We start from the raw sequence: 13,231 nt of genomic DNA, 5'->3' as shown, positions 1-13,231 counted from the left end.
CTTTTTCGGAATTAATTGGAGCGGGAAACGAGATTCGAACTCGCGACCCCAACCTTGGCAAGGTTGTGCTCTACCACTGAGCTATTCCCGCGCTTCAATTTATTTGCTTATTATAAGCCTTTTTTATATCTTGTCAACTTTTACTGAACATCAATTGCCAAAACCCAACCTGCACTGCCTTTACATTCGCCATCCTCAACCTGAACTTTAACAAATGCATTTTTCTTTCCTGCAAAATCCTGAAACTCCTGAACAGTTACCGGTGTGCCTTGTGCTATACGTCTGCAAGACTCAACTTTGCCTTTTTCTAAATCTTCACTGTCATCAAAAGCCGCTATAGCGCCAGGCACTGCAACTAATTGAATAGGTGATTCAACTTCATAAGTATTCGGATTTTTCAAAACATACCGTTGCCCTGTAACAAGACTTTTAGGCGAAGAACTCGAAATAATACCTGAATCGCCGCCACTTACCATCATAGCGATGAACAGGAAGACTACGCCTCCAATAATGCCAAAAAATACTTTTGGATTATTTTCTTTTAAATCCATCATTGATGAAAACAGCTTACCAGCCGTTTCTTTTGCTGCATCTACCGATTTTTTAGCGTTTTCTTCATTACTCATTTCTTATCCTCACGATTGTAATTTGTTATTATTTTCAGGTTCCAACTCAAAACATATTACCTGATTGTCACGGTAACTCATATACATAAACAATGTCATTATAAGTTAACGCTCTTAGTTTTATTTATATCTACTTTATAAAAGCGACAATTTACATTAATAATCAACTCGACATGCCAACTTACCACGATAAAAAAACTTTTCAAGTGCTATATGCGTATAGCACTATTATTCCGGCTGGATAAGCTCTCTAAATAAAATCGTATCCTTTTTTAGTTTGTGGCGATACAGGCTTAACCTTCTCCGCTACACGCCGGCATTCAAACTGCCAGTAACCTAGACCGACATTCTTTCTGTTGCTCAATACAACGGGAAAGTCTTCACTATTCATAAACATCCGAATGACATCGTCATCTTTCAACATAAAACTATCCGTAACAATATAGCTCTTTTCGTATTCCAATTCCTTTGCGCTATAAAACAGTCCTTTTTGTGGAGCCTCCTTCCCCAGTTCATCCAGATGAACATAGGTGACTGCTGCGGATTGATGAGCCAACAACTGCATACCAAAGTTTATTCTGCCGCTTTGCTTATCAACAATAACCTTGTTGACAATGCCTAAAGACCGCTTGTGCTCAGGACTGTCTGTTTTTCTGAAACTGACCAAACTCCCAACCGATAAAACGCCGGTCTGTTTGAAAACGCCGGATAATAATCTATCAGAGGCCGATTGAACCAGGAACTCCAGCTCTTTCTCTGCAGCAAAATCCAACGCGCTTTGCAGCTCATGAGTTGATTCCAGACCTACAGCAATATATCGATCTGCCCTATCACTAAAAAAAGGCACGCCCTGCAAATCAATCCCCAACCATCTTTGCTCAAGATAATCGAGCAATTCCGCTGCCGGCTTTCCCATGTCATTTTTTATTACATGCATCGAACTGAACCTTGCCTCTGCAGCATTAATCAGTTTTTCTTTTTGCTTAAAGGCCTTGAACAGTTTGGTAAGATCCAAATACAGTGTTGCCGCGTCGTTTTTAGCATTGACTTCAAATTGACAATGCGGCGCTTTATCCTCGTCCACGAAGACAACACATTGTATTTGCTGACCATTGACAGGTTCTTTTTTTAGACCGACTAAAGAACCAATTGTCTCTATAAAACTATAAACCAATAAAAGTTCCTTTTGCATTAAGCCGGTCGGATCGGCAAGACTGAGCAAGAGGATCTGCCGATAGCAGTCTTCAGGACTACTGGCTTTATTGGATTGGCCTGAATCATTCGCAACTTTGGTCGTGCTGTTCTTTATTTTCACACTCAAGCTATAAAGCGAATGTAAATCTATCCATACCCAATCGGGTATCGGCATTCCCATAATGAAATGACTGACGATAATGCCGCTTAATCCTTTAATGCAGCGCTGGATCGCCAATGCGGCATTCTTTCCTTGAAACCAGCCAACGCCTCTCTTGGTTAACTCTTTAAGCACCATCCAATAGCCGATCGTGAATTCCTTTTCAATCGAGATCAATACCGTCAAAATCTTCTTATCATTCTCTTCTTTTGGAAAACCCGTTTTAATCAGTCTAGAGCGAAGATAATCTTCAATCACATGGACGCTTGGACTTAAAAGTTCCAGCGCATCCAGCCTTAACTGGATGCCCATTTCGACAGTATTAAAATCTATAAGAAAATCGTGAAGCAAACGTGTGGCTAATCCAGGATTAGCAGTAGGCAGTTCAGCTACCCAATGTTGTAGCGCTTTTGCTTCAAACTCTTTCAGGCGCTGAGGATTATTTTGTTGTGTTGGAATAACCAGAAAAAAAGAGTTCTTCACATATTCACCGAATTGATTTTAATGCTTTGTATTATCTAATAAAAACTTACGACGACACCGCTCATCAATATCACAAACCCTTTCTAAAAACACATCAAGCCCCTCCTTTTCTCATCATCATCCCTTTTGACGGGTTGTAGCCAATGATTGCAGCCACCATAAACACGACAAAAGCGGCAAAAGTATAGATAAGCGCATGACTGTTAAACTGTCCATAAAGAGCGAAACGAACTAGTTCAACCGCTTGAGAGAAAGGATTATATTGCGCCAAATGATAAAGCAAGGCGCTAGACTCTTTGATTTTCCATAAAGGATACAATGCGGTCGACATAAAAAACATCGGAAAAATCACAAAGTTCATCACACCGGCAAAATTTTCCAATTGTTTTATAAAAGACGATAACAACAAGCCCAAAGCGCCCAACATTAAACCGGACAATAACAGCGCCGGCATGATCCACAAGTAACCTTGCCATGGTGCTTGAATATCATAAAACCAAGCAATCGCTAGAAACACGTAAACCTGCAAGATCGACACACCGGTACCGGCCAGTAATTTACTGAGCAATAAAAACCAGCGCGGCAACGGGCAAACCATCAATATCCGCATACTGCCCATTTCCCTGTCATAAACCATCGACAATGAACTTTGCATGCCGTTAAACAGTTGTATCATGCCGATCAGTCCAGGAGTGATATAGACTTCATACAAGATATAAGTCTCATAAGGCGGGGTAATCGCAAGCCCTAACGCAGCCCTAAAACCCGCCGCAAATACGAACAGCCAGACCAAAGGCCTGACTAGGGCGGAAATAAAGCGCTCGCGCTGAGTAACAAACCGCGATAACTCGCGCCAAATGATGCCCCACATGGCGCGCCAATAATGAACCAACTTCACCCCTGTTCTCCTTGCGTCAACGAGTAAAAAGCGTCTTTAATGGTTGGAGTGCCGGTTATTCTAAGCACGTCATCAACCGTTCCATTGGCTTTAACCTGCCCTTTATGCAGCACGATTAAATGATCATCCGGATAAATTTCATCAATCAAATGACTGGCCCATAAAACCGCCAATTTTTCTTCGGTCGCCAAGCGATGTACATATTCGACAATCGACAGCCGGCTGGGTACATCCAAACCGACGGTAGGCTCATCCAGCAACAGCACCGATGGTTTATGCAACAATGCCCGAGCAATCTCGACGCGCCGGCGATGGCCGCCATTTAGCTGGCGCACGCGCTCAAAACGCCGGTCATACATATCCAGGCGCTCCAGCTCCTGCTGAATCCGCTGCATAGCTTGCTTGCGCCCCATGCCATGTAATGCGGCGTGATAGCGCAAATTTTGCATCACCGTCAAATCCATATCCAATGTAGTCTGCTGAAAAACCACGCCGAGCTTTCCCAACGCTTTCAGCGTTTGCCGCTTAATATCGAAGCCGCATAGCTCGATACGCCCGTCGCGAGTGTCATACAAGCGGGTAATCAACGAAAACAGCGTACTTTTCCCTGCTCCATTGGGACCCAACAAAACCGTACATTCCCCCGGCTGAATCTTGAAACTAACTTGGGTTAGCGCTTTTTTGCTACTATAAGAAAAACTTAACCCCTCAACGGACAGCGCTATCGATGAGTTCATGGTTTGACAGCCACTCCCCAAGGGTAAGTACCGACACCGACCGACTTGATCACAGTTTGGCTATCGAGATCAATAATTGATATATCATTACTGGTGCCATTGGTCGTATAAAGCCGCTTTTGGTCCGGCGAAAAGGCCAAGTTCCAGACTCGCTGACCAACCAGCAGATATTTTTCCACTTCAAAGGTTTGAGCATTAACTACTGCCACGCGATTTGCCGGCCCTAACGCAACATAACCGCGTTTTCTGTCTTTATCGATCACAACGCCGACAGGCTGTATTTTATCGGAGGTAATGCCCTGAACATCGAACCTAACCGTTTTGATGATCTGTTTGGTTTTAACATCCAGGACCATCAACGTGCCGGCCATTTCCGAAGTCACCCATAGCTGCTGACTATCGGCGGTAAAACTTAATGCACGGGGACGAGGATCGACCAAGGTATTTTCGACAATGGCATTGTTCTTGGTATCGATCCAATGCACCATGTTGGTCGTTTCGGAAGCACTGGCTACCCACAGATTATCAGGGCTGACAGCGATGCCTTCAGGCTCCACGCCTACCTTAATCTGTTTGGCCGCTTTTTTGCGCTTAATATCGATTACGGTAACTTGGCTATCGTCTTCATTGGACACATAGAGCTTGTCGCCAACTGGATTTAACGCAAACGTTTCCGGATCTTCACCGGACGGCAATTTTCCGGTTTCTTTGAGTGAATCAGCATCGATAATCTTGATAGTATTATCATCGCTGACTGCGACATATAAATACTTATTATCGGGACTAATAGAGATACCTCTGGGGCGCTGGCCGATTTCCACGGTTTTGATTAACTTGCCGGCAATCGGGTCGACAATCGCCAATGCATTATCCTTTTCCAAAGTAACAAACACAGTTTCAGCCTGCACCGTAGCAGCTAACGCAGCGGTTAAAAATAATCCTAATATATTCTTTTTCATCACTATTGACTCCATTTACAGGTCGACTCGGGCTGATCATAACCCAAAGTATCGAGTTCGGTTTTCGGATGCAAAAATCCTTCAATCGGCGCAACCGCAACCAATGATCTCGGCGCCGCCAATAATACCGGCTGCCGCAACTGATGATCCCAGGAACGAAACGACAGTGGATTGCCTTTATAGCCTTGCAATGCAAATGCATCGCTTAACATATAATCCCTGACTTTATTGACGTCATTGGATTTGGTCCGGGTAGCCGCTTCGCCGATCGCTCGTACCGCCATGTAAGCAGCGTAATCCTGTTCCTCCATCCAGCGCCCGGCTAGATCTTTAAAGCGATTTTGAATCTGTGTCGCTCCCCATTGATCATGAGTACGATGCCATGACGTTGCGATTAAACCTTGAGTGCCGATCACCGGCCTTGCATTCCAAGTCCTGTATTCGAGGTATTCGCCAAATAAGCCTTGCTCATCGGCAACGACCAGCACATCGTAATCATCATTAATTTGGGTAAATACCGCTACATCAGACTGTGCGGTACGACGAGCATCGTACGTATGCTCCCAGTTTTTTTCCTCGACGATTTTCATACCGAAACGTTTAGCCGAGCGCTTAATTGCATCGGCGAACATCCGGTCCTCCGGCTCAGGACCAATAACCAGAAACCACTTATTCCAGCGCTTCTTCATCATGTACTGTGCCAACGTATCAGCGCGCATGGCCCTGTTAGGCAAAAGATGCAGCACATTATTGCGGCACTGTTCATTACGTAACGCATCGTCAATCGTCGCCGCGTCGAACAGCATTTTTTGCTTTGCGGCAGGTAAATCGGCAACTTTATTCAGCGCATCGGCCGGCAAGTTAACTACGACAAACGCATATTGATCGCCAATATCTTTATTAAAGACCTCGACAACATTGCCATCCAACGGTACGGTGAAATTTTTCAGCACATACTGCTGCCCGGTAAATTGCCCAGTCGTATTATTGTCATCGATTGCCAGTTGCATACCCAAAACACCTTTATCTTTTATAAAAGCATCTAAATTAGACAATTGCGGCGGGACTTTTTGCTCTTGCGTAAAATAAGCAACATTAACGACTTGCTTAGCCTCGGCATGAACCAACCCGACAGTAAGCAAATGAATAAGAAATAGGAACTTAGTAGTTACCTGAAAAAACAAGTTGATTGATCGCATCGTTTCCTAACAATAATAAATCGCACAGATGCTAATTTTAACGGATTCATCGACTTTAATTTTGTTTTTCAATAAAGCCCGCTAAATTTAACCGCTAAAGACTTTAAGTAATTTGTTCTAAAATTACTATACCTACTTGAAAAGCCAATGTGTTTAATTCTGATTCGGAAAATTTTCTTGGACTAATCAACGGTACTGTAAATAGGGTATTGACTTCAATCAATAAAGAGTTCAGCATCAATATAAAATAATCCTGACGTTAAAAATCAGGCTAAAAACACCGCCGTTTTTACGGTATCCACTTTAAACTAAAGGGAGATAAAAATGGACACTAGCAGCATACAATCACGACCCGACGCATTCATTAATACAGCCTCATCCCAACGGACGAAAAACCTGGAAAATAATGAACCCTCGACCGAAAACCGATCAGATAATGACAAAGACAACAGCCTAAATGTTTCCCAAGAAACAGTAAACCTTTCTAATGCGTCATTAAAGCTATCGACGTCATCACCTGTAAAAAGCAGCGATCAAGCTGCCGCCATAGCGACTAAAGATCAAGCTCAACAAGCGTTAAAACAACTGATTGCCGATTTTCAAAGCAATCCGTTCCAAGCGCAAGCGGCACACAGCAATATCTTCGACGGCGCGGTAAAATCATTGTTAGGTTAATACTATCGCCAATGACACACTTTACATTAAGCGGAATATTCATTTATCCCGTAAAATCACTCGCAGGCATTAGCGCAAACAGCTGGCCTGTCACTGAAAGAGGCTTTCAGTACGACAGAAAATGGATGATTATCGATAATGACCGGCAATTCCTCAGCCAGCGGAAATTGCCGAGAATGGCTTTAATTAGAACCGCACTGACAGATAAAAACCTGATCCTGTCCGCACCGGACATGGAAAACTTATCCTTACCGCTCGAACCTGTTGCCGGACAAATCATCAACAGCACCATCTGGCATGACCAGTGCGATGCTCGTAGCGTATCAGCCGAAGCCGACAAATGGCTCAGCGATTTTTTAAAACTGGATTGCCGACTGGTTTACCAACCGGATGAAGTCATTCGACGCGTCGATCCCGACTATGCCAAAGTTAACGATCAAGTCGCTTTTTCCGACGGCTTTCCTTTCCTGATTATTTCAAAAAATTCGCTAGTCGCATTAAATCATGAAATGCAGATGGACTTACCAATGACCCGTTTCCGGCCCAATCTGGTCATTTCAGGCTGCCCCGCTTACGAGGAAGACACTTGGCGCGCAATCACCATCGATGCGATAGATTTCAGGCTGCCTAAACCCTGTTCCCGATGCGCTATTCCGACTATCGATCCGGAAACCGCTCAAATTGGCAAAGAACCCCTTACCACACTCAACCGCACCAGAAAATGGCAAAATAAAGTTTATTTCGGGCAAAATGCTTTGCATGACCAATGCGGGCAATTGACTGTTGGCGACGTGGTACACATTAAATCGACCGGCACCAAGCAACCTCCAATCTAGCCAACGCAGGCGAACAGTCAGTCGCCTTCCATTTAAAATCTTACAATAGCATGCATAAAGCCCTTTTGCTGACAGTCATCCTACTGCTGTCTTACGGTTTTTGGCTAAGCGATGCATTTAAGGGGATTGCCGCAGGCGTGTCGATATTCCTGTTCGGCATGTTATCACTGGAGCAAGGATTTAAAGCCTTTACCGGCGGCGCACTGGAACGCATCCTGCAAAGAACTACCGATACGTCCTGGAAAAGTTTCGGCTTTGGCTTTCTGTCGGCTACTTTGATGCAGTCTAGCGGCTTAGTCTCAGTCATTACCGTTTCATTCCTGAGCGCCGGCTTACTCGATTTAGCCGCCGGCATCGGCATTATTTTCGGCTCCAATCTGGGCACCACCACCGGCGCTTGGCTGATCGCAGGATTGGGACTAAAAGTCAATATTGCCGCTTACGCCATGCCGCTGCTGGTTTTTGGCGTTTTATGCATATTCCAACGCAGCAAGAAATTAAAAGGCACAGGCTATGTTCTGAGCGGACTGGGCTTTCTGCTGCTCGGCATTCACTACATGAAAGACAGTTTTGAGCATTTTGAAAACACTATAAACTTGGCGAATTACGCGATGCCGGGCGTCAAAGGATTGCTGATCTACACTGCCATAGGAATCATAGCCACCATTATCATGCAGTCCAGCCATGCGACTATGCTATTGACTATTACGGCGGTTTCCGTGCACCAAATTACTTATGACAATGCGTTGGCGCTCGTTATAGGCGCTAATATCGGTACCACCGTTACCGCAATCATTGCTTCTTTGGGCGCCAATATTCAAGGCAAACGCCTGGCCGGGTCGCACCTGTTAATTAACCTGCTTACCGGAATCTTTGTACTGTTTTTTGTTAAAGATTTTGTCGCTATTATTGATAAACTCAGCATATATCTGGGCATTGCCGCTACAGATAAGGCAATGAAGCTGGCGACCTTTCACAGCCTTTTTAACCTGTCCGGTATCATTCTATTTTTTCCATTTATTAGGCAACAAGTTATGTTATTGGAAAAAATGTTCATAGAAAAACGCCCAAATATTTTTCAACCTAAATATTTGGGAGCATCCGCGATGGATTTCCCTGAAACAGTCGTTGAATCGGTCAGATTGGAAAGCATCCATTTATACGAAAATGCTATCTATATCATTTTGCGTACTTTCGGCTTATATAAATATGATCTTCAAACAAACGTCTTGTCGATGCCACTCATAGAACGAAGCAACCATAACTCTATCGAATACGACATTGATGCCAGCTATGAAAAAAGGATAAAAGGCATATACAGCGCTATCATTGCCTTTATCAGCCAAGTCGGATTCACCGGGCAAATGACTCAATCTTCCAAGCTGTCCTGGCTACGCGAAGCAAATAAACATCTTGTGGAAGCGATTAAAGACACCAAACACTTACAAAAAAACTGGAGCCGGTCCAGAACCTCAAGCAATCAGGCCACGATAAACGAGTACAATAAAATTGCCTATCAAATAGCCTTGCATATCCAACAGATTGAGAATTTCAGGCATGAAATTGAAAACAATGAATTACCGCTATTATCATTGGATACCTTAAAAGCTGCGATTAGAAACGATGACGTACAAATGAATTACGCGATCGAAACGCTAATCAGAGAACAAAAAATAACCCCCCAAACCGGCTCGTCCCTGATCAATGACAGCGCCTACATGCACAACATCAAGAAAAATCTGCTAAAAGCCGCCGAAACGCTGTTTTTACACGGCACCGACGGCAATGCGAGAATTGAACGGCAATTAGCTCTAAACGACGCTGAAATCAATGACATTGTTCAGACTGTGGATACAAAATAGCAGCAATCTACATACTTTTCACGCCTTCTAGTCAGTCATTCCAGCCATGAAAATAGAAAAGTTATTCCATAAATTACATGCTTTTTTTGATACCGATAGACACAGGAAAAAACAGCATATCGAGGAATTAAAAAAAATCCTGCTTAAGCTCAAGAAAAAAGAACGCAAAATAACCCACGCACTGCAACAAACTAACGACGATAGTTTAAGAGAGCATTATCAGACTGAGTTGAAAATTATAAGAGTGCAACGCGTAAAAGGCATTGAACTTTTACAGCAGCTTAAAGAACATAAAAAAGCTGAATAGAAAATCGCTTGAATATGTCCAGCACCCGTCCTGCCAGCGTTTAGCACACCGGCTCGGCATTTATTTAGCACACGCCCGAGCCGTTTCAAATATAATATTCCCATTAAATTAGTCCAGAATCTCCGCCTTTTACTAATCTTTATATTTTTTGTGAGTCATATATGCAGATTGAAGTATTTTTATCCGTTTTTACCTTATTGATACTTGCATTATTGCCCACCAAGATAAACATACCGAATAAAACCAGCTTTACCCTTTCTAATAACCCCCCTTTTAAATTGCTAAAAGTAATGCCTTGCTCGAAATACCATCCGCTGTTAATCGGACTGCTTTTTCCTTCGCTAACAATGGCCGCCGATGAAACAAGCAGCGTTAGCCAAATGCAGCAGTTCGACTTAACCCAACACTGGGCCGGCTATCTGGCTTTAATAGTGTTTGCCCTCGCCTACATTCTTGCCATGACCGAGGAAGTAACGGAGCTAAAAAAGTCAAAACCTATGGTATTTGCGGCAAGCCTTATCTGGATATTCATTGCCGTTTTTTATACCAAGGCCGGAATGAACGAACAAGCCGGAATTGCGTTTCGCGCTACGCTTGAAAGTTATGGCGAGCTGTTCTTGTTCATCATGGTCTCAATGACTTACTTAAACGCGATGGAAGACCGCGGCGTATTTGACAGCCTGCGAGTATGGCTATTAAGCAAGAACTTCAGCTACCGGCAATTATTCTGGATTACCGGCTTCCAGGCGTTCTTTATTTCTTCCGGGTGCAACAACCTGACGACCGCATTGCTGATGGGGTCGGTTATTCTGGCGATGGGCAAAGGATGCTCGCGCTTTGTTACCTTATCCTGTATCAATGTTGTGGTCGCTTCCAATGCGGGCGGCTCATTCAGCCCTTTTGGCGACATCACCACCTTATTGGTATGGCAAAAAGGCGTAGTGCCTTTTGGCGATTTCTTTACGTTGTTAATTCCGGCTATCGTCAACTTCACCATACCTGCCGGCATCATGCATTTTTTTATTCCGCAAGAAAGACCCGCTGCGGTAATGGAAGCTCAGGAGATGCAGCGAGGCGGTTGGATGATCATCTTTTTATTCATATTGACCATCATTACCTCGGCCTGCTTCGAAAATTTCCTGAGCTTACCGCCCGCTGCCGGGATGATGATGGGCTTAACTTATTTAAAGTTTTTCAGTTATTACCTGCAAAAAACCCGGGACGCCCACTCGATATTAATACCGGTGGATCTAGCGGCCGATGCCAAAATCGATCATTTTGCCCCGATGAAATACATGAACAATCCAAAAGCCGAAGGAGCTCAACAACTGGCCCAAGAACAGCCTTTCGATATTTTCCAGAAAGTCGCCAACCTGGAATGGGACACACTGCTGTTTTTTTACGGCGTTATGGTTGGCGTTGGAGGCTTGAGCTTCATCGGTTATATGGAAGTGGCCTCTCATCATTTATACAGCGGCGTCGATCCCACCATAGCCAACATTCTGGTGGGCGTTGCTTCAGCGTTCGTGGATAACGGCACCATCATGCTGTCGGTACTAACCATGGCGCCCGATATATCAGAAGGCCAGTGGTTGCTGGTCACATTGACCGCCGGTGTGGGCGGCAGTATGTTGGCGGTTGGTTCCGCAGCCGGCGTTGGCCTGATGGGACAGGCTAAAGGCATTTATACCTTTACCAGCCATTTGAAATGGACTCCGGTCATAGTGCTGGGTTACTTAGGCAGCATCGCCACCCACTTTCTTATCAACGGCCGTTTTTTTTAGGTTCGAGCTTCGGCAACCAATTACTCTGGGGCAGACAAGACGAATTCATTGCCCCTTCTAACCTGTTCTTATCCTACTTATAACGTTTAGCCATTTCGCCCAATGAAATGGCTTTAATCTTACCGGCGTGCCCGGCTGAGCCGAATGCTTCATAACGTGCCTGACAAAGCGCTTGCATCGCATCCCTAGCCGCTTTATAAATCTTGCGTGCATCCAAGTCGGATGCGTTTTCCGGTTGGGCTATATATCGGCGAATAGCGCCGGTTGAAGCCATGCGCAAGTCGGTATCGATATTGACTTTACGAACGCCGTATTTAATTCCTTCAACAATTTCGTCAACCGGCACGCCATAGGTTTGGGGAATATCACCACCATGATCATTGATGATTTGCAACCAATCCTGCGGCACAGAACTTGACCCATGCATGACAAAATGCGTATCAGGCAAGCGTTGTTGCAATGTTTTTAAACGGCTAATAACTAAAACTTCGCCGGTGGGCGGCTTACTGAATTTATAAGCACCGTGACTGGTGCCAATGGCTACAGCTAACGCATCGATTTGAGTTTGCTTTACAAAGTCGACCGCTTCGTCAGGATCGGTCAGTAGCTGACTGTGATCCAGTGCTTCTGATGAATCTTGCGTTTTTATTTCCAACGAACCTAAGCAACCGATTTCACCTTCGACCGATACGCCGCAAGCATGGGCCATCTTAACTACGGTTCGCGTAACATCGACGTTATATTCAAAAGAGGATGGGGTTTTCATGTCTTCCAGCAAAGACCCATCCATCATTACCGAGCTGAAGCAGGATTGAATAGCTTGCGCGCATATATCAGGCGTGGGCGCATGATCTCGATGCATAACGATAGGTATATGAGGATATTGTTCAACGGCGGCAAGAATCAAATGGCGCAAAAAAACTTCGCCGGCATATCGATTCGCACCGGCCGAGCCTTGCATAATTACAGGACTATCGCACGCGTCGGCCGCTTGCATGATAGCTTGAACTTGCTCCATGTTACTGATATTGAACGCCGGTACGGCAAAGCTATGCTCCGCCGCATAATCCAAAAGTTGTCGCAATGATACTAAAGCCATAATCGGCTCTCCTTAGCTTTGTTTTTATGTTGGGTTCTGCTTCAATCCCCAGGAACTAGCGTATGACTTGAGAGGAATGCAGTAGGACTATTGGCTTAAGATTTCTCCCGATCAACTATCAACACGAGAAAAAGCCCCGCCATTGATACACATTAATCGTCTAAAAAGTCCGCGCATCGGAATTCAAGCGCGAAAGCTTACGCGGCGCTTATTATACCCCACGCAACTCAAAACTTGGTTTAGAGGGATTTGGTTAACTCAACGGCCTGTAGATGACCGACCATGTCAAATTAACCGAACTCGATGCGCGGGAGCATGAGCATCGCCATACAAGCACCATGCCTATCCGCTCAAAGCCGTACATTTGCTTGCTAGAGGTTGGCAAGTAGGCCAAATGACCAAGCCCTAATAA

General features: G+C 44.5%; 12 protein-coding genes and 1 tRNA gene. 5 read left to right on the top strand and 8 right to left on the bottom strand.

Going from position 1 to position 13,231, the window contains the following annotated elements; all coding sequences use genetic code 11:
• Positions 1-16 precede the first annotated feature (16 nt).
• The 7 genes from EKO24_RS11155 to EKO24_RS11125 all read right to left on the bottom strand — a co-directional run bounded on the left by EKO24_RS11155 (position 17) and on the right by EKO24_RS11125 (position 6,256).
• A tRNA-Gly gene (locus tag EKO24_RS11155) sits at positions 17-91 on the bottom strand.
• Positions 92-140: 49 nt separating this feature from the next.
• Complete coding sequence (locus EKO24_RS11150; protein ID WP_127029368.1) at positions 141-626, bottom strand: hypothetical protein; 486 nt, start codon at positions 624-626, stop codon at positions 141-143.
• Positions 627-876: 250 nt separating this feature from the next.
• On the bottom strand, positions 877-2,463 hold the full coding sequence (locus tag EKO24_RS11145) for a hypothetical protein (protein WP_127029369.1): 1,587 nt from the start codon (positions 2,461-2,463) through the stop codon (positions 877-879).
• Positions 2,464-2,557: 94 nt separating this feature from the next.
• Entirely contained in the window at positions 2,558-3,361 is an 804-nt protein-coding gene (locus EKO24_RS11140; protein WP_127029370.1) for an ABC transporter permease, read from the bottom strand.
• Positions 3,358-4,098: an ABC transporter ATP-binding protein gene (locus EKO24_RS11135; protein ID WP_127029371.1), complete on the bottom strand. Its 741-nt coding sequence runs from the start codon at positions 4,096-4,098 to the stop codon at positions 3,358-3,360. The genes EKO24_RS11140 and EKO24_RS11135 overlap by 4 nt, the downstream gene beginning before the upstream one ends.
• A complete protein-coding gene (locus EKO24_RS11130) occupies positions 4,095-5,057 on the bottom strand; it encodes a PQQ-dependent catabolism-associated beta-propeller protein (protein ID WP_127029372.1) in 963 nt (320 codons plus the stop codon). The genes EKO24_RS11135 and EKO24_RS11130 overlap by 4 nt, the downstream gene beginning before the upstream one ends.
• Positions 5,058-5,059: 2 nt before the next feature.
• Positions 5,060-6,256, bottom strand: coding sequence for an ABC transporter substrate-binding protein (locus EKO24_RS11125; protein WP_127029373.1), 1,197 nt, complete (start codon positions 6,254-6,256; stop codon positions 5,060-5,062).
• A 324-nt stretch (positions 6,257-6,580) separates the two neighbouring features.
• Between EKO24_RS11125 and EKO24_RS11120 the strand changes: the two genes are divergently transcribed.
• From EKO24_RS11120 to nhaD, 5 genes are all read left to right on the top strand, one after another.
• The gene (locus tag EKO24_RS11120; RefSeq protein WP_127029374.1) at positions 6,581-6,931 is read left to right on the top strand and encodes a hypothetical protein; all 351 of its coding nucleotides are present in this window, start codon (positions 6,581-6,583) and stop codon (positions 6,929-6,931) included.
• 11 nt (positions 6,932-6,942) lie between these two features.
• Positions 6,943-7,767, top strand: a complete 825-nt coding sequence (locus EKO24_RS11115) for an MOSC domain-containing protein (protein ID WP_127029375.1) — start codon at positions 6,943-6,945, stop codon at positions 7,765-7,767.
• Between the two features lie 50 nt (positions 7,768-7,817).
• Positions 7,818-9,629, top strand: a complete 1,812-nt coding sequence (locus EKO24_RS11110) for a Na/Pi cotransporter family protein (protein WP_127029376.1) — start codon at positions 7,818-7,820, stop codon at positions 9,627-9,629.
• A 46-nt stretch (positions 9,630-9,675) separates the two neighbouring features.
• A complete protein-coding gene (locus EKO24_RS11105) occupies positions 9,676-9,936 on the top strand; it encodes a hypothetical protein (protein WP_127029377.1) in 261 nt (86 codons plus the stop codon).
• Between the two features lie 290 nt (positions 9,937-10,226).
• Complete coding sequence (gene nhaD / locus EKO24_RS11100; RefSeq protein ID WP_127029378.1) at positions 10,227-11,720, top strand: sodium:proton antiporter NhaD; 1,494 nt, start codon at positions 10,227-10,229, stop codon at positions 11,718-11,720.
• A gap of 73 nt (positions 11,721-11,793) precedes the next feature.
• Here the strand turns inward: nhaD and fba are convergent, their stop codons facing one another.
• A complete protein-coding gene (gene fba / locus EKO24_RS11095) occupies positions 11,794-12,819 on the bottom strand; it encodes a class II fructose-bisphosphate aldolase (protein WP_127029379.1) in 1,026 nt (341 codons plus the stop codon).
• Positions 12,820-13,231: the final 412 nt, after the last annotated feature.

Source organism: Candidatus Methylobacter oryzae, assembly GCF_003994235.2.
Taxonomy (GTDB): domain Bacteria; phylum Pseudomonadota; class Gammaproteobacteria; order Methylococcales; family Methylomonadaceae; genus Methylobacter_A; species Methylobacter_A oryzae.
This window is presented reverse-complemented; position numbering and strand designations above follow the sequence as displayed.

Excerpts from the sequence above, each read along its gene's own strand:
- EKO24_RS11150 (WP_127029368.1), bottom strand. The coding sequence starts at position 626 with ATGAGTAATGAAGAAAACGCTAAAAAATCGGTAGATGCAGCAAAAGAA.
- EKO24_RS11135 (WP_127029371.1), bottom strand. The coding sequence starts at position 4,098 with ATGAACTCATCGATAGCGCTGTCCGTTGAGGGGTTAAGTTTTTCTTAT.
- EKO24_RS11130 (WP_127029372.1), bottom strand. The coding sequence starts at position 5,057 with ATGAAAAAGAATATATTAGGATTATTTTTAACCGCTGCGTTAGCTGCT.
- EKO24_RS11125 (WP_127029373.1), bottom strand. The coding sequence starts at position 6,256 with ATGCGATCAATCAACTTGTTTTTTCAGGTAACTACTAAGTTCCTATTT.
- EKO24_RS11120 (WP_127029374.1), top strand. The coding sequence starts at position 6,581 with ATGGACACTAGCAGCATACAATCACGACCCGACGCATTCATTAATACA.
- EKO24_RS11115 (WP_127029375.1), top strand. The coding sequence starts at position 6,943 with ATGACACACTTTACATTAAGCGGAATATTCATTTATCCCGTAAAATCA.
- EKO24_RS11110 (WP_127029376.1), top strand. The coding sequence starts at position 7,818 with ATGCATAAAGCCCTTTTGCTGACAGTCATCCTACTGCTGTCTTACGGT.
- EKO24_RS11105 (WP_127029377.1), top strand. The coding sequence starts at position 9,676 with ATGAAAATAGAAAAGTTATTCCATAAATTACATGCTTTTTTTGATACC.
- nhaD (WP_127029378.1), top strand. The coding sequence starts at position 10,227 with ATGCCTTGCTCGAAATACCATCCGCTGTTAATCGGACTGCTTTTTCCT.
- fba (WP_127029379.1), bottom strand. The coding sequence starts at position 12,819 with ATGGCTTTAGTATCATTGCGACAACTTTTGGATTATGCGGCGGAGCAT.